Origin of the sequence: Actinopolymorpha singaporensis (assembly GCF_900104745.1) — a bacterium.
GTDB lineage: Bacteria > Actinomycetota > Actinomycetes > Propionibacteriales > Actinopolymorphaceae > Actinopolymorpha > Actinopolymorpha singaporensis.
Genome location: NZ_LT629732.1, coordinates 6,339,173 through 6,360,751, shown reverse-complemented (window position 1 = coordinate 6,360,751; position 21,579 = coordinate 6,339,173). Strand labels below are relative to the sequence as shown.

The 21,579-nt window shown below is 72.6% G+C and carries 21 protein-coding genes; 14 read left to right on the top strand and 7 right to left on the bottom strand.

Translation table 11 applies throughout. The features are described from left to right. The first annotated feature begins 18 nt into the window (after positions 1 to 18). The 6 genes from BLU27_RS28455 to BLU27_RS28435 are packed head-to-tail and all read left to right on the top strand — an operon-like array spanning position 19 to position 4,212. Positions 19 to 627 (top strand): type IV toxin-antitoxin system AbiEi family antitoxin domain-containing protein, encoded by a 609-nt coding sequence (locus BLU27_RS28455; RefSeq protein WP_092656878.1) that lies wholly within the window; start codon positions 19 to 21, stop codon positions 625 to 627. Continuing rightward, positions 624 to 890, top strand: a complete 267-nt coding sequence (locus tag BLU27_RS30070; RefSeq protein WP_197681614.1) for a hypothetical protein — start codon at positions 624 to 626, stop codon at positions 888 to 890. Before BLU27_RS28455 ends, BLU27_RS30070 begins: the two co-directional genes overlap by 4 nt. Further along, positions 866 to 1,498, top strand: a complete 633-nt coding sequence (locus tag BLU27_RS28450) for a nucleotidyl transferase AbiEii/AbiGii toxin family protein (RefSeq protein WP_197681613.1) — start codon at positions 866 to 868, stop codon at positions 1,496 to 1,498. The genes BLU27_RS30070 and BLU27_RS28450 overlap by 25 nt, the downstream gene beginning before the upstream one ends. Before the next feature lie 30 nt (positions 1,499 to 1,528). Continuing rightward, positions 1,529 to 1,888: a nucleoside triphosphate pyrophosphohydrolase family protein gene (locus BLU27_RS28445; RefSeq protein ID WP_241827693.1), complete on the top strand. Its 360-nt coding sequence runs from the start codon at positions 1,529 to 1,531 to the stop codon at positions 1,886 to 1,888. Beyond that, a complete protein-coding gene (locus BLU27_RS28440) occupies positions 1,885 to 3,333 on the top strand; it encodes a glutamate mutase L (RefSeq protein ID WP_092656876.1) in 1,449 nt (482 codons plus the stop codon). The genes BLU27_RS28445 and BLU27_RS28440 overlap by 4 nt, the downstream gene beginning before the upstream one ends. A gap of 9 nt (positions 3,334 to 3,342) precedes the next feature. Continuing rightward, positions 3,343 to 4,212 (top strand): LLM class F420-dependent oxidoreductase, encoded by an 870-nt coding sequence (locus BLU27_RS28435; RefSeq protein ID WP_092656873.1) that lies wholly within the window; start codon positions 3,343 to 3,345, stop codon positions 4,210 to 4,212. A 35-nt stretch (positions 4,213 to 4,247) separates the two neighbouring features. Here BLU27_RS28435 and BLU27_RS28430 read toward each other — a convergent pair whose 3' ends face one another. Next, on the bottom strand, positions 4,248 to 5,096 hold the full coding sequence (locus BLU27_RS28430) for a GNAT family N-acetyltransferase (RefSeq protein ID WP_092656871.1): 849 nt from the start codon (positions 5,094 to 5,096) through the stop codon (positions 4,248 to 4,250). 203 nt (positions 5,097 to 5,299) lie between these two features. Between BLU27_RS28430 and BLU27_RS28425 the strand changes: the two genes are divergently transcribed. Then, on the top strand, positions 5,300 to 7,576 hold the full coding sequence (locus BLU27_RS28425; protein WP_092656869.1) for a hypothetical protein: 2,277 nt from the start codon (positions 5,300 to 5,302) through the stop codon (positions 7,574 to 7,576). A 6-nt stretch (positions 7,577 to 7,582) separates the two neighbouring features. On the opposite strand, the gene BLU27_RS28420 is transcribed toward BLU27_RS28425, so the two are convergent. After that, positions 7,583 to 8,695: a hypothetical protein gene (locus BLU27_RS28420; RefSeq protein WP_092656867.1), complete on the bottom strand. Its 1,113-nt coding sequence runs from the start codon at positions 8,693 to 8,695 to the stop codon at positions 7,583 to 7,585. Between the two features lie 158 nt (positions 8,696 to 8,853). On the opposite strand from BLU27_RS28420, the gene BLU27_RS28415 reads away from it, so the two are divergent. Next, complete coding sequence (locus BLU27_RS28415) at positions 8,854 to 9,837, top strand: ROK family protein (RefSeq protein WP_092656865.1); 984 nt, start codon at positions 8,854 to 8,856, stop codon at positions 9,835 to 9,837. An 88-nt stretch (positions 9,838 to 9,925) separates the two neighbouring features. Continuing rightward, positions 9,926 to 11,464: an AI-2E family transporter gene (locus BLU27_RS28410; protein WP_241827692.1), complete on the top strand. Its 1,539-nt coding sequence runs from the start codon at positions 9,926 to 9,928 to the stop codon at positions 11,462 to 11,464. An 89-nt stretch (positions 11,465 to 11,553) separates the two neighbouring features. Here the strand turns inward: BLU27_RS28410 and BLU27_RS28405 are convergent, their stop codons facing one another. The 3 genes from BLU27_RS28405 to BLU27_RS28395 form a co-directional block, all read right to left on the bottom strand. Continuing rightward, positions 11,554 to 13,164: an MDR family MFS transporter gene (locus tag BLU27_RS28405; RefSeq protein ID WP_092656863.1), complete on the bottom strand. Its 1,611-nt coding sequence runs from the start codon at positions 13,162 to 13,164 to the stop codon at positions 11,554 to 11,556. 130 nt (positions 13,165 to 13,294) lie between these two features. Beyond that, positions 13,295 to 13,774 carry a MarR family winged helix-turn-helix transcriptional regulator gene (locus BLU27_RS28400; protein WP_157728848.1) on the bottom strand — a complete coding sequence of 160 codons (480 nt, stop codon included), beginning with the start codon at positions 13,772 to 13,774 and terminating at the stop codon, positions 13,295 to 13,297. A gap of 37 nt (positions 13,775 to 13,811) precedes the next feature. After that, the gene (locus tag BLU27_RS28395) at positions 13,812 to 15,287 is read right to left on the bottom strand and encodes a cytochrome P450 (protein ID WP_092656860.1); all 1,476 of its coding nucleotides are present in this window, start codon (positions 15,285 to 15,287) and stop codon (positions 13,812 to 13,814) included. Positions 15,288 to 15,406: 119 nt separating this feature from the next. Between BLU27_RS28395 and ilvA the strand changes: the two genes are divergently transcribed. The 3 genes from ilvA to BLU27_RS28380 all read left to right on the top strand — a co-directional run bounded on the left by ilvA (position 15,407) and on the right by BLU27_RS28380 (position 18,415). Then, on the top strand, positions 15,407 to 16,705 hold the full coding sequence (ilvA, locus tag BLU27_RS28390; protein ID WP_092656858.1) for a threonine ammonia-lyase: 1,299 nt from the start codon (positions 15,407 to 15,409) through the stop codon (positions 16,703 to 16,705). 64 nt (positions 16,706 to 16,769) lie between these two features. Then, the gene (locus tag BLU27_RS28385) at positions 16,770 to 17,966 is read left to right on the top strand and encodes a hypothetical protein (protein ID WP_092656855.1); all 1,197 of its coding nucleotides are present in this window, start codon (positions 16,770 to 16,772) and stop codon (positions 17,964 to 17,966) included. Positions 17,967 to 17,968: 2 nt separating this feature from the next. Continuing rightward, positions 17,969 to 18,415 (top strand): DUF2089 domain-containing protein, encoded by a 447-nt coding sequence (locus BLU27_RS28380; protein WP_092656853.1) that lies wholly within the window; start codon positions 17,969 to 17,971, stop codon positions 18,413 to 18,415. A gap of 138 nt (positions 18,416 to 18,553) precedes the next feature. On the opposite strand, the gene greA is transcribed toward BLU27_RS28380, so the two are convergent. Beyond that, positions 18,554 to 19,060, bottom strand: a complete 507-nt coding sequence (gene greA, locus BLU27_RS28375; RefSeq protein WP_092656851.1) for a transcription elongation factor GreA — start codon at positions 19,058 to 19,060, stop codon at positions 18,554 to 18,556. Positions 19,061 to 19,343: 283 nt separating this feature from the next. On the opposite strand from greA, the gene mca reads away from it, so the two are divergent. Beyond that, positions 19,344 to 20,246 carry a mycothiol conjugate amidase Mca gene (mca, locus tag BLU27_RS28370; protein ID WP_241828072.1) on the top strand — a complete coding sequence of 301 codons (903 nt, stop codon included), beginning with the start codon at positions 19,344 to 19,346 and terminating at the stop codon, positions 20,244 to 20,246. A gap of 93 nt (positions 20,247 to 20,339) precedes the next feature. Next, positions 20,340 to 20,639, top strand: a complete 300-nt coding sequence (locus BLU27_RS28365; protein WP_092656847.1) for a hypothetical protein — start codon at positions 20,340 to 20,342, stop codon at positions 20,637 to 20,639. A 66-nt stretch (positions 20,640 to 20,705) separates the two neighbouring features. Here BLU27_RS28365 and BLU27_RS28360 read toward each other — a convergent pair whose 3' ends face one another. Further along, the gene (locus BLU27_RS28360) at positions 20,706 to 21,512 is read right to left on the bottom strand and encodes a maleylpyruvate isomerase family mycothiol-dependent enzyme (RefSeq protein WP_157728847.1); all 807 of its coding nucleotides are present in this window, start codon (positions 21,510 to 21,512) and stop codon (positions 20,706 to 20,708) included. Positions 21,513 to 21,579 lie beyond the last annotated feature (67 nt).

The window sequence follows — 21,579 nt, the reverse complement described above, 5'->3', positions numbered from 1 at the left end:
CTGTATACGGTTTCCTCCATGGCGCGATCGACCGAGCCAGCCACAGCAGACATCCTCGCTGGTTTGCCGGCGACGTTCACCTACTCCGAGGCGCGGGCGGGCGGCCTCTCGGACAGGAGACTGTACGCGCTGCGTGATGCGGGAGATATCGAACAACTCGGGCGCGGCCTGTTCCGCCGGGTCGACGCGGCGGCCGAGGGTGATCCGGACCTGCTGGAGATCGCGTACCGAGCGCCACAGGCGACGCTCTGCCTGACGACCGCGCTGGCACAGCACGGGCTGAGCGACGTCATACCGCCTCGCATCGACGTCGCTCTTCCCCGGGGACGGCGGCCGCCGCGCGTAGAGGCGCCGGTCAGCTGGCATGCTTTCGCCCCGAACACCTTCACCATCGGCCGCGACGAACTGGCGCTGACCGCGCAGACAAGCATTGGGCTGTACAGCCCGGAGCGCTGCATCATCGACGTCTTCCGGCTCCGCCACGTCGAAGGACCCGAGGTGGCAGTAGAGGCACTACGCCGCTGGCTGAGACGTCGCGGCGCGCAGCCCGCAACACTCCTGAGGGTGGCCCAGTCGTTCCCCCAGGCCGAACCGGCGTTGCGCGACACCCTGGAGATACTGCAATGACCGTTCTCCGCCGGCCCACCCGAGCCACCGTCGACGGCCGCGCATATCTGGACCTGCAGAACCTCGCCCGCACCCAGCATCGCCCCACCGACGAACTGCACCAGCTCTACGCCCTCGAGGGCTTCCTCATTCGCCTCACCATCTCCCGGCACGCCGACAAGTTGGTGCTCAAGGGCGGCGTACTCCTTGCCGCCTACAACGCCCGCCGTCCGAAGCGATCAGCGGAGAGCTCGGGGACGTGCTGCAGCTCGTGCGTGACATAGCAGCAGTATCTGTTGACGACGGACTACGTTTCGACACTGCCGCCGCAACGGCAGAGGTCATCCGGGACGATGACGAGTACAGCGGCGTGCGCGTAACGCTGACCGCGACCCTGGCCAGTGCAAAGCTCAGCTTGCACGTCGACATCAATATCGGCGACCCGATCTGGCCGGATCCACGAATCGTCGAACTGCCCAGGCTCCTCGGTGGGAAGATCGCCCTGCCTGGCTATCCGTTGCCCATGGTCTACGCGGAGAAGATCACCACCGCACTGCAACGCGGCACCGTCAACACGCGGTGGCGCGACTTCGCCGACCTCTACCTCCTTACGGGGCTTCATCCTGTAGGGGGAGCCGAACTACAGGGCGCCATCGCCGAGGTCGCGGCGTATCGCCACGCGGAGTTGTTGCCGCTTGTCGACGTCCTCGACGGGTACGCCGCACTGGCCCAGGCACGGTGGTCTGCCTGGCGACGCAAACAGGGCTTGGACGACCGCCTACCGTCGTCCTTTCTCGATCTGCTCGGCGCGCTGATCGCGTTTGCCGACCCCGCTCTGGCAGGGACCGTTGCCAACAGTCAGTGGGACCCGCGAACACGGAGATGGAGGTAGCTCCGACCTGGGTGCAACTACGCTGAGCCGATGACCGGCGACCGGCTGAATCTCGACCAGCTCACCGAACACGCGATGTGGGTGCACGCTCTCTACGACGAGCTCAACCACAAGGAGCGCGGGCGTACGTGGAACCGCGAGGAGTTCATGCTCGGCTTCGTCGGCGACGTGGGTGACCTGGCCAAGCTGGTGATGGCCCAGGAAGGTGCTCGGGAGATGCCGGGTGGCAGGGAGGTGCTGCACCACGAGCTGGCCGACTGCCTGTGGTCGGTGCTGGTGCTCGCCAAGCTGTACGACGTCGACCTGGACACGGAGTTCCGGCGTACGGTCGGGGAGCTGGAGGAGGCGATCACCGCCCGGCTGACGGAGCCGTCGTCGGAGGTGTCGTGACCGGCCCTACGCGGATCCTGTGCGTCGACTTCGGGTCGACCTTCACCAAGGCTGCCCTGGTCGACGTCTCGACCGGGGAGCTGGTCGCCACCGGCAGCCGGCGCACGACCATCGGCACCGACCTGATGGAGGCGCTGGACCTGCTGCGTGCCGACCTCGCGACGGTGACCGGTGAGGAGCCGACCTGGCCGGTGCGAGCATGCTCGAGCGCCGGCGGCGGGCTGCGGATCGCGGTCGTCGGCAACGAGCGACTGGTGACGGTCGAGGCCGGCGAGCGTGTCGCCACCTCCTCCGGCGGCCGGGTGGTCCACGTGGCGGCCGGTGTCCTGGACCCCGCCGCGGCGATCGCGATGGCGGCGACGGCGCCGGACCTGGTCCTGCTGGCCGGCGGCACCGACGGCGGCAACACCGCGGTCCTGCGGGCCAACGCGCGGGCACTGGCAGCCGCGCCCTCGACCGCCCCGGTCGTCGTGGCCGGCAACGCGGCCTGCGGCGCGGAGGTCGCCGGCGTGCTTGCCGACGCCGGGGTCGCGGCGGTGGTCACCGACAACGTCCTGCCGCGCATCGGCGTGGTGTGCCCGGACCCGGCCAGGGCCGCGATCCGGGAGATGTTCGTCCGGCACGTGATCGGCGGCAAGCACCTGTCCCGGCGGGAGGAGTTCGCCCGCTTCGTCGTGGGTGCCACCCCCGACCTGGTACTGCGCGGAGTGGAGGTGCTGGCCCGCGCCTGCAACGTGCCGGGCGTGGTCGTGGTGGACGTCGGCGGGGCCACCACGGACGTGCACTCCGTGGTCGAACCCGATCCGGAGGACGCCGGACTGGGCCGCGAGGTCGTCGCCACGCTGCCGGTCAGCCGTACCGTCGAGGGCGATCTGGGTCTGAGGTGGAACGCGCCGGAGATCGTTCGAGCAGCCGTCAAGGCCGGTTTGCTCGACGAGGCGGGCGAAGCGGGAACCGGGCCGGACGTCACGACGCTGCGGGCGGAGGCCGAACGCCGCAAGGAGGATCCCGGGTACGTCGCCACGGAGCAAGCTGATCTTGACGTCGACATACGCCTGGCAGAACTCGCCGTCAAGCTGGCCCTGCGCCGGCACGCCGGACGGTCCCAGGTGGTCACCGGCCCGGCCGGGCCGACGGTCGACCGCGCCGGCAAGGACCTGCGCGCGGTGGGGCTGCTGGTGGGTTCGGGCGGCCTGCTGCGGCACGTGGATCCCGTGGTCGCCCGAAGGGTCGTGGCGACCGGGCTGGCCGGAGCCGGCGGGCACGGCCGGATGGTTCCCGAGCGCCCGGAGCTCGCGGTGGACCGCGACTACGTGCTCGCGGCCGTCGGCCTGTTGGCGCCAGACCACCCCGGCGCGGCCGCCGCACTGGCCGCCCGGCTGGCGCAGGCGGTACGACCGGAAACGGGAACGCCGCCCTCGCCCGTTCGGGGCCCGGCGCGGTAAGACTGGCGCATGACTTCTGTCGCGGAGAACTCTTCGGGCCTGCGGGTCGGTGTCAAGCTCGCGCCCCAGAACACCACCGTCGACCACCTGCGCCGCGTGTGGCAGCTGGCCGACCAGGCCGGCTTCGACAGCTGCTGGAACTTCGACCACTTCGCCGCCATCCACGGCGAACCGGAGGGCGACGTCTTCGAGGGCTGGACGCTGCTCGCGGCGATGGCCGAGGGTACGCAGCGGGTGCGGATCGGCTGCATGGTCACCGGCGTCACCTACCGCCATCCCGCCGTGCTGGCGAAGATGGCGGTGACCGTCGACCACCTGTCCGGCGGCCGGCTGGAGTTCGGCCTCGGCGCGGCATGGGCGGAGATCGAGCACACCATGCTCGGCATCGATCTGGGCAGTGTGAAGGGCCGCCTCGACCGGTTCGAGGAGGCCTGCCAGGTGATCAGGTCGCTGTGGACCGAGCCGAAGACCACCTTCCACGGTGAGCACTACGACCTCACCGACGCGCTGGCCAACCCCAAGCCGGTGCAGAAGCCGGGGCCGCCGCTGTGGATCGGCGGGAGCGGTCGCAGGCGCACCCTGCGGATCGTCGCGCAGTACGCCGACGCCTGGAACGCCGCCGGCGGCTCCGTCGAGGAGATCGCCGAACTGTCCGGTGTGCTCGACCGGCACTGCCACGACGTCGGCCGCGACCCGGCGCAGATCCGCCGCACGGTCCAGATCCGCGCCGACGAGGGCACCGACCACCTGCTGCGGCAGGCCGAGGCGTACGCCGGGGTCGGTATCGGCGAGGTGATCGTCGTGGTGCGCGGCGACGACGCCGTGGCGCGGGCGGAGCAGGTCGCCGAGATCCTGCCCAAGCTGCGCTCGGTCGGCTGAGACGGGGGGCCGACCGGCCCACCGGCCCGGCGTGTTCAGACGTCGCGGCGAAGCCGGTAGTACGCGGTGTCGGCGCGGGCGTCGCCCCTGGTACCGGAGGACGGGGACAGCGCACCGCACGACACCGCGACGTACCCCTGGCCCAGTGCGGACTCCAGCGCATGGCGGACTCCGGCGCGAACCCGCGCCGCCCTGCCCGGCTCCGGCTCCGTCCGCGACCACGTGCGTGGTACGCCGAGAAGCAGGTCGTCCCCGGCCGGTGCCGTCTCGCCCCACGCCGGCAGCCGGTCCGCAGGCAGGTCCACGGCCAGGCCTGGGACCGGCGACGGAGCGCCGGCCAGGTCCCACTCCACGACCAGCCGGTCGGTGGGCTCGGCGGGACCTCCACGGCCCGGTTCACGCCTGTCCGGGCCGTAGAGGTCGCGGACGAACCACCGGCCCCGCGCGCCCAGCACGTCCAGGTTGAAGTGCGCGTTGCGGGCACGGACCGGGTCGTAGGCCCAGCGCATCCGGGTGAGCCCGGTGGCCAGGACGTACTCCCGCTGGCCCTGCTTCAGCGCCCGCCCGACCCCTCGTCCCTGCCAGTCCCGGCCGACCACGGCGGCCTGGGAGTAGTGGTAGACCTCCCCGGTCACGGAGTCCCGGCCGACGTAGCCGTACGCGAATCCCACCAGCGTGTCCCCGGCGTACGCGCCGATCACCGAGCCGCCGTTGCGGGGCAGCCCGGCGAGCAGCCGCGGGCTCACCGCCGGGTCGCCGGGCCGCAGCTCCAGGACCGTCCGGTAGAGCTCGACCGCCTCGGGCAGTCGCGCCGGGTCCTCGATCGGCCCGACCCTGACCGGTCCGGAGCCGCCTGCGCGAGTCGGGTTCATGTCGTTGGTCACCAGGAGGAAACCTGCCCCGCGGCGGTGTCCTGCAAAGGCCCTTCGGTCGAGGTGTTCGGCACGCGATCACACAGTGGGAGTTCGTGATCGACTCCGCTAGGCTGCGCGCGATCTTGTTCCTTTCCGCGGTCTCGGTCCCTGTCCCGGCCGAGGTTCGCCCGACGCCCGGCCACCTGGCGTGCCCGGAAGCCGGAGGACCACCAGTGCAGACCAACGCCCGGGCACACGGCGCCCTCGAGGCGATGTTCCGCGAGGAGTCGGTGTTCGACCTGTACTCGTGGGGCAGGTGGCAGGTCCCGGACGGCCTGGTCGCGGAGCTGGCCGAACGCGTGGACGCGCTGGCCGAGGACCCGCGCGCGGCGCTGCTGGTCCTCGACGAGCATCCGCAGCTCCGTACGCCGGTGCCGGCCGTGGTCGCCGACGTGCTCGGCATCACCGCCTTCCTCTGCGGTGACGTCGCGGTCCGCTCCGGGTCCTGGCTGCGGCTGGAGCACGACCTGGTGAGGTCGCACCACGCCGGTGGCACGGCAGCCGGTCGGGGCGGGGACGCGCCGGGTGACCCGTACGCCGGGTGGGTGGCCCCCGCAGCTTCGTGGCGTCCGCCGGGCGGTGAACTGTTCCGGGCAGCCGGCGGCGACCGCGGCCTTCGCCGGCTGGCGTGGGAGCTGACCGTGGAGATCCTGCGGGCGCTGGAGGGGATCGAGTCCCTGGAGACCCGGCGGCAGGGCCTGCTGAGGCTGTACGAACACGCCGCGGCCGACCACGACCTGGTGGAGGCCACCCTCTCCGCGCCGAGTCTGCCGTCGGGATGGGCCCGGCTGCGGGAACGCTGGGCGGACTCGGCCGGGGACGACCTCGTGGCCGCCCTGCCCGAACTCACCGGCAACGTCGGCTACCTGAGCTGGATCGTCGACGGCTGGTGCGCGGCGCACGAGCTTCTCATCGCCGCCGTACCGGGCGGGGACGACGTCTGCACCGCGTTCTCCCGCCTGCTGGTGCAGGCCGGGCTCACCACCGTGCCGCCCGAGCTCGCCGTCGGCGTACGCGCTGACCTGTACGCGCAGGTGGGCGCCCGGCTTCCGGAGGACGTGCGGACGTGGGACGCCGACGCGTGGCGGGCTCAGGTGCGGTCCTGGCTGGCCCGGGCGCTGGTGGCCGGGGAGTTCGGCGTGGCCAGGACCTGGCTGGACCTCGCGGTCCGGCTGACCGGCGTGGTCCAGGGTCTGCCCGGCGACGCGGTGACGCCCGAGTCGTGTCTGGTTCCGGTGGGGGAGTTCCAGGACGACGTACGCCGGCTGTTCCGGGTCCGGCGGGTGCGCCATCCACTCACCGGCGTGGTGGCAGCGCCCGCCTGGCTCGCCACGGAAGACGTTTTCCCGCCGGTCGGGCACAGCAACGGTGAGGTACGCCGGAACGCGGCGGGGGCGCTCGTTCCGGCTGAGGTGTCCGGCAGCGAGGGGCCCGGTGAGGCGACGGGGCCGAACGAGGGGCCGAACGAGGGCCCGAACGAGGGGCCGGACGACGCGTCGGACCGGTCCGCCCGATCCCTCCCCGCACCCGCGGGCGGACCGGTGTGCGCCCGGGCCTCGGCGCTGGCCCAGGCGACCGCGATGATCGACCGGATCGTGGGGCAGCCGGCTCTGGTCGCGGTGCTCCGAGAACTCGTGGACATGCCCGCCCAGGACCTCCGGCTGCTGGTGACCGGGCCGCCGGACGTGGGCGCCGACCTCGCGGTCGACGTGCTCGCCCGGCTGATGACCCTGCGCGGCTTCGACGGAACCGCGGTGTGGCTCCACCACGAGCAGTTCGCCCCGCTGGACGCCGACAGCGCGGTCGCCCAGCTCCGGGACCGGGTGGAGGGCTGCGACGGCGAACGCCTGATCGCCATCGACGGACTCGACCGGCTGGTGAGTTACGAGCGGATCGGCCGGCCGCTGGCGCAGGAACTGCACCGGCTGATCAGCGCACACGGCGCTCGCGTGCAGCTCGTCGCGTTCGGCGGCCCGGACGGCTACCGCCGGCTGGTCCACGCCAGCCCGTCCCTGGCGGCCTGGTGGCGGGTGGTGCGTACTCGCGAGTTCGCGGCCGGCGACTTCGCCGTGCTGTTCGGCCGCGCGCTCGACCGGCGCGGGGCGACCACGACACCCGACGCGCTCCTGGCGGCCGGCGACCTGCTGGCCGCGACCCGGGCGTCGGTGACGTCGCGTTCGGGCTCGGCTGCCGGGACGGAGCCAGGGGAGTCCGTCCGGAACGCACAGCCGGTCGAGGAGAGGCGCAACGCCGGACTGGCCACCCGGCTGGCCGACCTCGCGGTCGCCGCCGCCCGCCGGCGGACGAACCGGGCGAACTCGCCGTTGGTCGATGTCGTCGACCTGCCGACCGCCGACGCCGAGCCGGCCGACGCCGAGCCCGCCGACGCCGAGCCCGCCGACGCCGAGCCCGCCGACGCCGAGCCCGCCGACGCCGAGGTCGGGCGCTGAGGGTCCTCAGGGGCCGGCACAGACGCCGAGGAAGTTCTCCCAGTTGTCGGCCAGCCTGACCGGCAGCTCCACCGGCCGGCCCGGCTGCCCGGCGAAGCGCATCGTCACCGCGGCGGCGCTGTCCACCGGGACCCGGCAGTCGTTGGCGTGGAACACCAGCGGGATGGTTCGCTCCTCGCCCACCGGCACCAGTCTCGGTTGGTCCTGTCCCACGGCGTCCGGGCGGGCCGAGTCGCCGCTGAGGGACAGCACTCGCAGCGAGGAGTCGGCGGTGACCACGGTGTCGCGGTAGGTCAGCGGCCGGCCGCCGACGTTCTGCACGGTGACGAGCACCTGCAACGTGTCGCGGCCCGCGCCCCTGACCGGGCCGGCCGCCACCAGTCGGGGTCGGCCGGCGTCCTGGTCGGTCGTACAGACCGAGGGCAGCAGGTCGCGCTGCACGCCGACGGACAGCCGGAGCGTGCTGCCCGCGCCGCGGGCACCGACCACCCTCAGCGGGACGGCGACCTCGCGCTCGCCGGCGGCCAGGGCGTCTGCGCAGTCCCGCACCTTCCAGTACAGCGAGAAGCCACGCTGCCCGTGCCCCGGCACCTCGATCGACCGCCACTCCATGCGTCCCTGGACCGTCGGGCCGGCCTCGCCGTTCGTGCCGGCGAACTCCAGGCCGGGCAACGCCGGCGGCCGCGGCGGCAGGACGACCTGCGGGTCACCGACCCGGCTCCGGACCGTGACGTCGACCTGGGTGGTGAAGTTGTCGGGGAACCGCGGTCGGGCCGCCCGGACGTCCGCGTCGGGCGCGGTGAGCCGGGTCAGCGCCAGCCAGCCGACCACGAGGGCGGTTGCGACGGCCAGGCTGAACCGCACCCAGCGCGGGAGGCGACGGCGGGGTGAGCCGACCTCGGCGACGTCGGCGTCCGTCCCTTCCCCGGACGCCGGACGTGCGTACGGGTCCCCGCCGGACGCCTGCCGGCCGCGGGGATCACGGTCGCGGGAGCCGGCGTAGGGGGAGGCGTCCGCGTACGGCCGGCGTCCGGATCGGGATCCCGCGGCCGGTGGAGGACGGTCGCTGACAGGCGGTGGCTGACGGTCGGGCCTGGTGGGGCCGTCGTACCACTGCATGCGCGAAGCCTCCTCGTCGCGCCGACCCGTGTCGGCCCAGAACGCCGGTCGCCGTCGATGCCGGCGCCGGTCACTCGGCCTGACGGGTCATGGAGGCCGCTGCGCCGAAGCTTCGTCCTCATGTCCGGCGTTGGCAAGGGACCGGGCAAGATGCGTGCATGACCGACCTGGAAGCCGGCCACCCGGCAGACGCACGTACCGAACCCGTTCTCGCCGTCGACATCGGCGGGACCAAGATCGCCGCCGGCGTGGTCGACGCCGACGGCCGGGTACTCGTGAGCGATCGCGCGCCGACGCTGGCCAGCCACGACGACGACGCGGACGCCATCTGGGCGCGCCTGCACGCTCTGTGCGAATCGGTACTGGACGCCGCCGGCCGCCCGGCGATCCAGGGAGTCGGCGTGGGCTGCGGGGGGCCGATGCGCTGGCCGGAGGGCGCGGTCTCCCCGGTCAACCTGCTGCCGTGGCGGGACTTCCCGCTGCGCGCCCGGCTGGCCGCGGCGTACCCCGGCCTGCCGGTCCGGGTGCACAACGACGCCGTGGCCGTCGTGGTGGCCGAGCACTGGCAGGGCGCGGGACGGGGCGTTGCCAACATGCTCGGCATGGTCGTGTCCACCGGGGTGGGCGGCGGCCTGATCCTCGGCGGCCGGCTGATCGACGGCGGCAGCGGCAACGCCGGGCACGTGGGGCACATGGTCGTCGACCCGCAGGGCCCGCCGTGCGGCTGCGGCTCCCGCGGCTGCGTCGAGGCGTTCGCGCGCGGACCGGGTCTCGCGGCCTGGGCCCGTGAGCAGGGCTGGCGGCCGAACGACCCGACGGCGAACGCCCGGGACCTCGCCGACGACGCCCGGGCCGACCACAAGGTGGCCCGGGCAGCGTTCGAGCGGGCCGGCTGGGCACTCGGCCTGGGCATCGCGTCCGCGGTCGCGCTGTGTGACGTCGAACGCGTCGTGCTCGGCGGCGGGGTCTCCCAGGTCGGGCCCCTGCTGTTCGATCCGCTGGAACGCACCCTGCGGGAGTACGCCCGGATGGAGTTCACCCGCCACGTGAAGGTGGAACGGCCCATCCTCGACCAGGACGCCGGCATCGTCGGCGCCGCGGGATTCATCCTGCGCGGCGACCGCTACTGGTCCGCCGACTGATGGTGGCCGCGGTGCCGTCCGGAACACCGACCGAGCCGGCGGACCCCGGACGGGCATGTTGTCGCCTTCGTTCATCGGGTAGGAACCCGTGGTGATCAACGACGGTGGGGGCACGGAGTCCGGTGAAGGCGCCGCGGGAACGACCGGTGCGGCCGGCGCTGCCGGCGGCCGGCCGCGCAGCCGGTTGCTGAGTGCCGTCCGCCGTCTGCGGACGAGTCGCTCCGGGGCCCGCGACCAGGCCGGCCAGGCCGACCCGGAGGCCGGCCCCGAACCGGCAGCCCAGGGCGAGCACCCCGCGGACCACGCGGAGGTCGTTCCGCACGGACTCCGGGTGGCCAGCGAGTGGACGTGGCGGCTGTTGTTGCTCGTGGCGGGCGGGCTGGTCGTCGGCTACGTGCTGATCGAACTCAGCGTCGTCGTGGTGCCCGTCTTCATCGCGATCCTGGTGACGGCGTTGCTGGTGCCGGCCACCGGGGTGATCAGCAAGGCCGTTCCGCGCAGCCTGGCGGCGTTCCTCACCCTGCTCGCACTCTTCGTCGTCGTCTTCGGGCTGCTCACGCTGGTGGGTCAGCAGATCGCGGTCGGCTACCAGGGGCTGTACAAACAGGTCGTCAGCGGTGTCGGCGAGATCCAGTCGTGGCTGGTCCACGGTCCGTTCCACGTGTCGCAGGAGGAGATCAACCGGGCGTTCAAGAACCTCGGCAAGGCCCTGTCCACCAAGCAGGTCACCGCCGGTGCGCTGCAGGTCGGCACGACACTCGGCCACGTCGTCGCCGGGTTCTTCATCGCGTTGTTCACGACGTACTTCTTCCTGTACGAGGGTGAACGCATCTGGGCCTGGCTGGTCCGCCTGCTTCCGCGCGGGGGGTGGGAACGCGTCGACGCGGCCGCCCGGCAGGGCTGGGTGTCCCTGACCGCTTTCGTTCGCGCGACCGTCCTGGTCGCCCTGGTGGACGCGGTGGGCATCACGCTCGTGGCGGTGGTCCTCCGCGTCCCGTTCGCGCTGCCGATCGGTGTGCTGGTGTTCCTGGCCTCGTTCGTGCCGCTGGTGGGTGCCTTCGTGTCCGGCTCCGTGGCGGTGCTGGTGGCGCTGGTGGCGCGGGGCCCGGTCACGGCGGCGCTGATGCTGGCGGGGGTGCTCGCCGTCCAGCAGATGGAGGCGCATCTGCTGCAGCCGTTCCTGATGGGACGGTTCGTGCGACTGCATCCGATGGCGATCCTGCTGGCGATCGCGGCCGGAGGCTACCTGTTCGGCATCGGGGGAGCGTTGTTCGCCGTGCCGCTGGTCGCGGTGACGAACGGCGTCGTGCGCAGCGTCGCCGCAGACTCACGGACCCGGCGCACGGGGACACCGGGAACCCCGCGGACCGGACCGCCGGACACACCGGGAGGGGGTGCGGCGGAGCCGGCCACCGGCCCGGGCGGACCTCCGGCACAGACGCCGCCCGCCGGTGAGACGCCTTCCGGCGAGGTGCCGTCGGCCTCGGAGGTGCCGCCGCCCGGAGAGGTGCCGCCGCCCGGAGAGGTGCCTCCGCCGGAGGCGACGACCTCTCCGCCACCCGGTGAGGAAGCGTCCGGCCCGGGTGAGGAGCCACCCCCGCCGGACGAGCCGCGCGCCGACAGGTGAGACGCGGCGGTCCCCGCGTACGACGAAGGAGCCCCGGCTGACCGCCGGGGCTCCTTCGGGTTGTCCTGCCTGCTTGTCGTACTCGCTGCTCAGTGCGTGGCGCTCGGGGCGAACTCCGCCTCGACCTCGCCGGTGCCCTCCACCGGCGGGTGCCCGGTGGCCAGTGGAAGCTCCTTGAGGAACAACGCGACCACCATCGCCACGAGTGCGAACGGCGCACCGGTGAGGAACACGTCGTGCAGCGTACGGACGAACGCCTCGATCACCGGCGCCTTCAGCTCCGGCGGGAGCTTCTGGATCGCGGTGACGTTCTCCACCGCGCCGGCCGGGATCTTGGCGGCCGCCGCCGGCGGCAGAACCTCCGCCAGGTGGGTACCCAGCCGGCTGGTGAGGATCGCGCCGAACACTGCTGTGCCGAGTGCGCCACCCATGCTCCGGAAGAACGTCGTCGCGCTCGTCGCGGTGCCCATGTCGCGGAAGTGCACGGAGTTCTGCACCGCCGTCATGATCGTCTGCATGGTGAGGCCCAGGCCGAAACCGAGGACGTACTGGTAGGCCCCGATCGTCCACATCGAGGATCCCGAGCTCAGCCGCGACAGCAGCCACACCGCGAGCGCCATGAACAGCGCACCCAGGATCGGGTAGATCTTGTACCGGCCGGTCTTGCTGATCAGCCGGCCCGACCCGATCGAGGACGTGAAGATACCGGCCACCATCGGCAGCATCGCCAGTCCGGACGCGGTGGGCGACAGCCCGTGCACCACCTGCAGGTAGAGCGGGAGGTAGATGATCGCGCCGAACATCACGAACCCGGCGATCAGGCCGAAGACGTTGCTGATCGTGAACACCGAGTTGCGGAACAACCGCAGCGGAAGGATCGGCTCGGAGGCCCGGGACTCGACGAACACGAACACCACCGCGAGGGCGATGCCGGCGCCGAGCAGGGCCAGCGCCCCGCCCTCGGTCCAGCCGTACGACTGCCCACGCCAGGACAGGTACAGCAGGATCGAGGAGACCGAGGCGACGATCGTGGCGGCGCCGAGGTAGTCGATCTGGTGGTTGCGGCGGACGGTGGGCATCCGCAGGGCGTACGTCGTCACGACCAGCGCCGCGATGCCGATCGGCAGGTTGATCCAGAAGATCCACCGCCAGCCGGGGCCGTCGGTGAACCAGCCGCCGAGCAGCGGCCCGGCGACGCTGGAGATGCCGAACACGGCACCGAAGTAGCCCTGGTACCGGCCGCGCTCACGCGGCGGGATGATGTCGCCGATGGTGGCGAAGGCCAGGGCCATCAGGCCGCCGCCGCCGAGCCCCTGGATCGCCCGGAACGCCACCAGTTCGGGCATGTTCTGCGCGAGGGCGGCCAGCACCGAGCCGACCAGGAAGGTGCCGATCGCCGCCTGGAAGATCAGCCGGCGGCCGTACAGGTCGGAGATCTTTCCCCACAGCGGGGTGGAGGCGGTGGAGGTCAGGAGGTACGCCGTGACCACCCAGGACAGCTTGTCCAGCCCGCCGAGGTCGCTGACGATGCGGGGCAGCGCCGTACCGACGATGCTCTGGTCGAGCGCGGCGAGCAGCATCCCGGCCATCAGGCCGCCGAGGGTGATCAGGATCTGCCGGTGGGACAGGTAGGAGGGGCCGTCGGTGGCCGCGGGGGTGGTTCCCGCGCCGGCCGACGGCCCGCGTTGGGGTTCGCTCATCGAAACAGCACTCCGTGTGACTTGGTGTTGCCTGGTGAACCAGTGCCTGGTGACGGGCGCGCGGTGGCGCGCAGGTGAGTTCGCTTTGGGTCGGTGAGGTCTTGGGGCGGCCATGGCGGCGTCCTCCGGGTCAGGGCCCAGGCGGCGTGGACGTCTCGGCCTCCAGGTCCTTGGCGAGTTGGTCGAGCAGTCGCCCGAGGGTCTGTACGTCGTCGGCCGGCCACTGGGACAGCACCGCGTCGAGCCGGGCGCGCCTGCGGGCGGCCGCCTCCTCCAGGACGCGGTTGCCGGTCTCGGTGACCGAGACCAGGGCGGCCCTGCGGTCGTCGGGATCGCTGGCCCGTCCGAGGTAACCGGAGGTCTCCAGCGCCCGGACGTGCCGGCTCACGGTCGACACGTCGAGTTGCACCTGACCGGCGAGATCGGACAGCCGGGTCGGGCCCGAACACGCGACGGTGTGAAGAACGTAATGCAGAGCGGGTTCGATCGGCGCGTCATTTCCGCGCTTTACCAGGCGCACCAACCGCATCAGGGCGACCAGCAACGTCTCCGGCGCCGGGGAGGCGGTGGTGGGTCCGCCGGTGTGGGCGGGACTGCCAGTTGCTTGCACCCCGCAAGTATACGGGCTTGCATGCGCCATGCAACTATTACCGAGGGCCGCTCGAACCTCGCTCACCGTGGTGCCGCCCGGTGCCCGGGGAGCGCTCGTGGAGTACGACCGGCATGCCTCCGTTCGGCCGCAGGGTGACCGCCGCCTGCGGCCTGACCCGGTGCCCCGGCGCGACCTGGGGCGCCCACCGGCGGGCGAGCGTGGCGAGCACGAGCACCCCCTCGGTCCAGGCGAAGCCCAGCCCGACGCAGATCCGGGCACCCACCCCGAACGGCAGGTACGCCGCCCGCGGCTGGCCCGGCACGCCCTCCCCGAACGCCCCGTCGCGGCCGATCCAGCGTGCGGGCGCGAACGCGTCCGGGGCCGCCCAGAACCGCGGGTCACGGTGCAGGGCGTACTGGCTGGTCACGCACAACGACCCCGCGGGCAGCGTCCAGCCGTCGAGTTCCACGTCCGCGAGAGTGCGCCGGCCGAGGATCCACGACGGGGGATAGAGCCGCATCGCCTCCGCCAGTACGGCCCGCGTCCGCGGCAGCCGGTCCAGGTCGGCGTAGGTCAGCCGGGCGGGGTCGGCGGCCACGGCGTCGACCTCGGCGCGCAGCCAGGCCGCCGCCTCCGGGTTCCGGTCCAGCAGCCACCACGTCCACGACAGTGCGCTCGCCGTGGTCTCGTGCCCGGCCAGGAGCAGCGTCATCACCTCGTCCCGTACGGCAGTGCCGTCGTCGGCCGACGCCTCGAGCAGCGTGGACAGCAGGTCGGAGCCGAGCGGACGGCGGCGGCGTTCGGCGATCATGCCCCGCACCAGCGCGTCGAGGCGGTCGACGGCGGCGAAAAGCCTCGCCCGGCCGCGGCTGGGCACCGACAGCAGCAGGTCGGCACCCGGCAGCATCCGCCGCGAGAACCCGTCCATCAGCTCACCCAGCGCGTCGGCCACCTCGTCGCTCCGGTCCCGCAGGTCGGTGCCGAACAACGCCTCACCCACCACCGCCACCGTCAGCGCGGACATCTCCCGGGCCAGGTCGACCTGCAGACCGTCCCGCCAGCCGGCCGCGCGGTCGCGCGCCGCCCGCACCATCACCGGCGCGTACGCGCGAAGCCGGTCGCCCTGCAGCGCGGGCTGGACCAGCCGCCGCTGGGAGCGGTGCCACTCGCCCTCGCTGGTGAGCAGGCCTTCGCCCAGAAGCATCCGGATCCGCTCCAGCGTCCGGCCCTTGCGCAGGTCCCGGCCCCTGGTGACGAAGAGTTCGTGTACCAGGTCGGGATGGCTGAGGACGTAGACGTGTTCGCCGCCGAGCCGCAGGTGGGCCAGCCGGGGATGTCTGCGGGCGATCCGGAGGAAGTACGCCGGCGGCTCACGGTGCAGGGCGAGTCCGGCGTACAGCAGCGCACCGGGCGGACCCGGCGGCCGGGCCACCCTGCCGGGCCCGCCCGGACGCCGGTGCGGTCCGCGACGCAGCGGACGCCCGTCGCCGCGTGGCTCGTCGGTGCGGTCGGACGGAGGGCTGGTGGCCATGCTCTTTTCTACGTGGTTTCCGGCTGCCGGGCGCGCAGACGGCCCGGCCGGGCCGACTGCGCGCCCGGCGTGCGGGCCGGGGAGGCGGCGGACTGCCGATCTGGTGTCAGACTGCGGCCATGACCGCTGCCGGCCCCGACAACAGCCCCGGGAACCGCCCCGACAACCGCTCCGGCGACAGCCGCGACCCCGCCCCGGACGGCGGGCCCGACCTCGGTGCCCTGCTCGCCGACATCGAGGACGCCGAACGCACCCTGCGTGGGGTCGCCCGGACCACGCCGATGGAAGCGTCGCGCTGGCTGGCGGACCGGGTGGGCGGGCCGGTGCACCTGAAGTGCGAGAACCTCCAGCGGGCCGGATCGTTCAAGATCCGCGGCGCGTACGTGCGAATCTCCCGGTTGAGCCAGGAGGAACGCGCCCGCGGGGTGGTGGCGGCCAGTGCGGGCAACCACGCGCAGGGAGTCGCGCTCGCCGCCCGGCTGCTGGACACCCGGGCAACGGTGTTCATGCCGGTCGGCGCGCCCATCCCGAAGGAGGAGGCCACCCGCTCCTACGGCGCCGACGTGCGGTTCCACGGCCACACCATCGACGAGGCGCTGGTCGCCGCCCGGCAGTACGCCCAGGAGACCGGGGCGGTGTTCATCCACCCGTTCGACCACGCCGACATCCTGGCCGGCCAGGGCACGCTCGGCCTGGAGATCCTGGAGCAGTGCCCGGACGTCGCGACCGTTCTGGTGTCGACGGGCGGCGGCGGACTGGTGGCCGGGGTGGCGGCGGCGCTGGCCGGGCGCGGCTCGAAGGCGCGGGTCGTCGGGGTACAGGCGGCCGGCGCGGCTGCCTACCCACCGTCGCTCGCAGCCGGGCGGCCGGTCCCGGTGGAGCGGATGCAGACGATGGCCGACGGGATCGCGGTCGGCTGCCCGGGCGGGGTGCCGTTCGAGGTCGTCCGGCGCTGGGTGGCCGGGGTGATCACCGTCTCGGAGGAGTCACTGTCGCGGTCGCTGCTGCTGCTCCTGGAACGCGGCAAGCTGCTGGTCGAGCCCGCCGGGGCAGCGGCCGTCGCGGCGGCGCTGGACGCCCCGGGCGCGTTCGAGCCACCGGTGGTGGCGGTGCTGTCCGGAGGGAACATCGATCCCTTGCTGCTGATGCGGGTGCTGCGCCACGGGATGATCGCCGCCGGTAGGTACATGTCGCTGCGGGTGTGCGTGCCCGACCAGCCGGGCGGGCTGGCCGCACTCCTGAGCAAGCTCGCCGAGGTGGACGCGAACGTCCTGGACGTCGTACACCAGCGGACGGGCGCCGGCCTGCACCTCGGCGACGTCGACGTGGCCCTGCAACTGGAGACGCGGGGGAAGCAGCATCGGGAGGAGATTCTGCACCGACTGCGATCGGCCGGCTACACGGTCAACTTTTCGTAGGTCAGTATTCAGGATCTATAAAGTCGGCCTTGACACTCCATGACGGGCGGAGTGGAATCGACCCATGCCTGAGAACACACCTTCCGAATCGGACCCCTGGGCCGAGGCCACCGACGCCGTTCCGACCCACCGCGACGAGCCCGCCTCCACCTCGCAGGGGCACGGGTCCCATGCCGGCCACGAGACCCACGACGGCCACGATGGTCCCGCTGCCACGCCGGACCCGGTGGCCGAGCAGGTGCGCGCCGAGGCCGAACGCCGCCAGCGGGAGGCGGCAGAACGCGCGGAGCAGGCGCAGTCCGCCACCGGGGACGCGATCCGGGCCGCCGAGCACGCGGCCGGGCCGCACGGCAACGGCGAGTACCCCACTACCGAGCCCCCCGCAGCTTCCACGCCCCCCACTCCGATGCCGGAGGGCGACGATCCCGTACGCCGGATCCTGGCCGACGTCGCGGCCGGCCGGCTCGGCCCGGAGGAGGCCGCCGCCCGGCTGGACGAGGCCCGCCGGACCGCCGACGCCGGGTCCGCTCCGTCCGGAAGCGGAGCGACCTCGGCCGGGGCGAAGGCGTCGGGTGGGCCCGGCGCCGGCACGTCGGAGCAGCGGACACTGCCCACGACCTCCGCGGCCGAGCCGACCAGCCGGGTGCGGGTTCGCGCCGTCGGGCGGCGGGTCCGGATCATCGGCGAGCCGTTCGTCTCGACGGTCGCGGTCGACGGTCCGCACGTCGTACGACAGGAGGGCGACACCCTGGTCGTCACCAGCGAGGGCGAGTTCGGGGCGTCCCTGGACGGCTTCACCCTGATGCGCACCCGGTCACTGCGCGACGTGCAGGAGCGGGTCTTCGACCTCGGACGCGAGCTCTCCGTACGCGTCAACCCGAGCCTGGCGGTGGAGGTCGAGGTCACCGCGGGCAGCGTCAACGCCGAACGCATCCCGAGCCTGGAGCAGGTGCGGGTCACCGGTGGCTCCGCTCGGGTCCGCGACGTGGAGGGTCCGATCGACGTGCTCGTGCAGGCGGGTTCGGCGCAGGTGGAGGGACGCATCCACCGGGGCAAGTCGCGGTTGCGGGCGGAGTCCGGCTCTCTGCAGCTGCGGTTGCTGCCGGGTTCGAGCGTGCGGGTGCGCCCCGACGTCCAGCTCGGCCGGGTCCAGTGGGAGCCGCCGGGCGCCGACCGGGACGAGCACGTGATCGGTAGCGGTGACGGCCAGCTCGACCTGGAAGTCGTGATGGGGATGGCGACCGTCAAGCAGGCGCCGTGAGCATGGCGTACGGCACGGGTGGATACCCGAGACATCCCTCCGCCCATGCGCACCGGCCGCCACGCGACTGTCCCGTCTGCGGTGCCGGTCTGCAGGTGACCCGGCTGAGCTGCGACGCGTGCGCGAGCGAACTGTCGGGAGTGTTCGAGTCATGCGGGTTCTGCGGCCTGACCGACGCAGAACGCGACCTGCTACGCGTCTTCCTGGTCTCGCGCGGCAACATGCGGGAGGTGGAACGGCACCTCGGCGTGAGCTATCCGACGGCCCGGCAGCGTTACGCCGACCTGCTGGCCAAGCTGGGTCTGGAAGGCGCCGGTTCGCCGCCCGCTCCTTCCGCACCGGCAGTTCCGAACGAGCCGGAGCAGAGCCGGGAGGACGTCCTGGCGATGCTCGCCCGGGGCGAGATCGACGTGGATGCCGCCGCCGACCGGCTCCGCCAGGTCGGTTAGCGACGGCGGCGGCAACTCCAGCCGGGGCAACCCCCGGAGTGCGTACGAAGGAACCCACGATGCGCGGCGTCACCGCGCATCGTGGGTTCTCGCTGTCCGGGCGGCGGCCCGGTCGACGGGCTGATGCCCAGCCGGTGCTCAGCCGAAGGGCACGGCGTCGACGATCTCCACCGTGACGCTGCGGCCGTTGGGGGCGGAGTAGGTCGCCTGGTCGCCCTTGCGCTTGCCGCTGATGGCGCGGCCGAGCGGCGACTCGGGGGAGTAGACCTCCAGGTCGACCGAGGAGTCCAGTGACAGCAGCTCACGCGAGCCGAGCACGAACGTCTCGGTGTCGTCGTCGCCCTGGAAGCGAATGGTCACCTTCATGCCCGGCTCGACGATCCCGTCGTCCGCCGGCGTGGCACCCACCCGGGCGCGGCGCAGCATGTCCTGCAGTTTGCGGATCTGCGCCTCGACCTTTCCCTGCTCCTCCTTCGCGGCGTGGTAGCCGCCGTTCTCCCGCAGGTCACCCTCGTCGCGGGCTTCACCGATCCTCCTGGCGAGCTCCGCGCGCACAGTACCCGTGAGATGGTCCAACTCCGCCTTCAGACGGTCGTAGGCGTCCTGCGTGAGCCAGATGACGTTCTCGTCGGTCGACTGCGTCACAGCTTTGCTCCTTGGTCATGCGGGGGCACTTCGGTCATTCGGAAAGAACCTGGTCGTTTCGCGCCGGTGCGCTCTCGGTGCGTGTCCGGAACTGTACGGACTGACCTATCAGGCTAACAACGCGCGGCTCTCCCGGCCATCCCACGTCGGTACGTCGAGGTCGGTGAGAAGAATGTCGGTGGTCTGAGCCACCATGGTGGTCGCGCGCAAATTTTGCAACCCGCGCCGCCGGACAGAGGAGAAAACTACGGTGCCTTCCACCGCACCCGCGCCGCTACGGCTGATGCACGTGCACGCTCACCCCGACGACGAGTCGAGCAAGGGGGCCGCCACCACCGCCCGTTACGTCGCGGAGGGGGTCGAGGTCCTGGTCGTGACCTGCACAGGCGGAGAGCGCGGATCGATTCTCAACCCGCACATGGACCGGCCCGATGTCCTGGAGAATCTCGCCGAGATCCGCCGGCAGGAGATGGACCGGGCACGGGAGATCCTGGGCATCCGGCAGGAATGGCTCGGTTTCGTCGACTCCGGTTTCCCCGAGGGCGACAATCCGGCTCCGCTGCCGGAGGGATCGTTCGCGGCGACGCCGGTGGAGGAGTCCGCCAGCGCGCTGGTGCGGGTGATGCGCGAGTTCCGTCCGCACGTCGTGACGACCTACGACGAGAACGGCGGATATCCGCACCCGGACCACATCATGTGCCACAACGTCACCATCGCCGCGTGGGAGGCGGCCGGTGATCCCGACGCCTATCCCGAGGCCGGCGAGCCGTGGCACCCGCTCAAGCTCTACTACCACCACTCGTTCCACTGGGAGCGCACCAAGGCGCTGCACGACGAGATGGTGCGCCGGGGACTCGAGTCGCCCTACGCCGAGCGGCTGAAGGAGTGGAAGCCCGACCCGGCGCACGCCGCCAGGGTGACCACTCGGGTGCCGTGTTCGGACTACTTCCCGGTCCGCGACAAGGCGCTGCTCGCGCACGCCACCCAGATCGACCCCGAGGGGCCGTGGTTCGCCTGCCCGCTGGAGGTGCACGTCGCCGCCTGGCCGACCGAGGACTACGAACTGGCTCGCAGCCTGGTGGAGGCGCCCGTTCCCGAGGACGACCTGTTCGCGGGGCTGCGCGATCTCCCCGAGGACGCACCCACCCCGCACAGCGCCGGGCGGCTCGCGCCGGAGGCCTCCTGAGGGCGTGCCCCCGCCCAGGGCTGCGACAATCGTCTGACGGGCCCGTGCGCGTGTCGCGGTCCATGAACACCCAGGTGGGAGAAGGTACGTCCAGTGCTGTACATGATCGTCCAGGCGGCCGCGCCGCAGGACGACTCGGCGTGGGTGGGTCCCGGCCTGCTCGGCTTCGTGGTGATCGCGGCGATCGGTGTCGCGACGGTGCTGTTGTGGCGCAACATGAACAAACAGTTGCGCAAGGTGCGGTTCGAGGAGCCCAACCCGCGCCGCCGTCCGGGACCCGGGCAACCGCCCGCCGGCGGTGACCGGCCGGGACCGATCGACGGCCCGGGCGACACCGCGGACGACGGCCGGCCCGGCCCGGACCAGTCCGGCGCGGAGGACCGCCGCCGCTGATCGGCTGACCCCACCGGCCTACCTGACCGGCTGATCCGCCGAGTTGCGGCTCAGCGGATCAGCTGGTCAGGGGACCACTCGGGCGTCGAGCGCGGCCCTGGCCGCCGCGTGGTCACCTTCGACGGTGAGCCGTCGGCCGAGTTCGTCGGCCGGCAGCCGCCGCCACAGCGCGAGCAGCAGGTCGCCGGCTGTTCCCGCGACGGTCGCGGCCGCGGAGGCCGCTTCGGCGTCGGTGAGCGCGGGGCCGGTTCCGACCGGCACTCCGCCCGGCTCGGCCGGAGGGCTCACCAGCCAGCGGCCGGCGTGGTCGGTACACCTCAGCAGCACCGGCGCGACGAGCCGATGGGGCCCGAAGCGCTGCGACCTCGGCATCATCACCTCCACGACCTCGCCCACCCCGTCGGCGGCCAGGTCGGGGTCGACGACTGGCCGGAGACCGATCGCGAGTTCGGCGTCGACACGGTGGACGCACACCTCGTGGGCCTGGCGTCGGGACCAGAACTCCGCGGTGCCGCCGTCGCCGAACACCCAGGTCGGCTGGGCGGGGTCGGTCGCGGCCAGCCGGTCGAGCAGCAGCTCGACGGACTCGGCGTACCACGGTCCCAGCTCGGAGCCGTCCGGGCCGGGTACGGTGTCCGACCCGCCACCGGGAAACTCGCTGGTCCGCACGATCTCCGCCGCCCACCGGTGCACCCGTCCGGTGTGCGCAACCAGGTCGGTGAGGGTCCACTCCGGGCAGGCGGGTACGCGGGCGGACGCCGGTCCGGTCTCGTACGCCGCCAGCAGCCGGGCACCCTCGGCCCGGATGAAAGCGGCGTAGGTAGGCGGGTCCAACGCACCGCGTGGTGGTACGGAGTCGGCGATCCTCGTCATGGCGTCAACATATGACCCCCAGCCGCTCTCCCCGATCAGGGTCGAGTAGTGAGCGAAGGAGCCGCGC

Excerpts from the sequence above, each read along its gene's own strand:
- BLU27_RS28455 (WP_092656878.1), top strand. The coding sequence starts at position 19 with ATGGCGCGATCGACCGAGCCAGCCACAGCAGACATCCTCGCTGGTTTG.
- BLU27_RS30070 (WP_197681614.1), top strand. The coding sequence starts at position 624 with ATGACCGTTCTCCGCCGGCCCACCCGAGCCACCGTCGACGGCCGCGCA.
- BLU27_RS28445 (WP_241827693.1), top strand. The coding sequence starts at position 1,529 with ATGACCGGCGACCGGCTGAATCTCGACCAGCTCACCGAACACGCGATG.
- BLU27_RS28435 (WP_092656873.1), top strand. The coding sequence starts at position 3,343 with ATGACTTCTGTCGCGGAGAACTCTTCGGGCCTGCGGGTCGGTGTCAAG.
- BLU27_RS28420 (WP_092656867.1), bottom strand. The coding sequence starts at position 8,695 with ATGCAGTGGTACGACGGCCCCACCAGGCCCGACCGTCAGCCACCGCCT.
- BLU27_RS28415 (WP_092656865.1), top strand. The coding sequence starts at position 8,854 with ATGACCGACCTGGAAGCCGGCCACCCGGCAGACGCACGTACCGAACCC.
- BLU27_RS28405 (WP_092656863.1), bottom strand. The coding sequence starts at position 13,164 with ATGAGCGAACCCCAACGCGGGCCGTCGGCCGGCGCGGGAACCACCCCC.
- BLU27_RS28395 (WP_092656860.1), bottom strand. The coding sequence starts at position 15,287 with ATGGCCACCAGCCCTCCGTCCGACCGCACCGACGAGCCACGCGGCGAC.
- ilvA (WP_092656858.1), top strand. The coding sequence starts at position 15,407 with ATGACCGCTGCCGGCCCCGACAACAGCCCCGGGAACCGCCCCGACAAC.
- BLU27_RS28385 (WP_092656855.1), top strand. The coding sequence starts at position 16,770 with ATGCCTGAGAACACACCTTCCGAATCGGACCCCTGGGCCGAGGCCACC.
- BLU27_RS28380 (WP_092656853.1), top strand. The coding sequence starts at position 17,969 with ATGGCGTACGGCACGGGTGGATACCCGAGACATCCCTCCGCCCATGCG.
- mca (WP_241828072.1), top strand. The coding sequence starts at position 19,344 with ATGCACGTGCACGCTCACCCCGACGACGAGTCGAGCAAGGGGGCCGCC.
- BLU27_RS28360 (WP_157728847.1), bottom strand. The coding sequence starts at position 21,512 with ATGACGAGGATCGCCGACTCCGTACCACCACGCGGTGCGTTGGACCCG.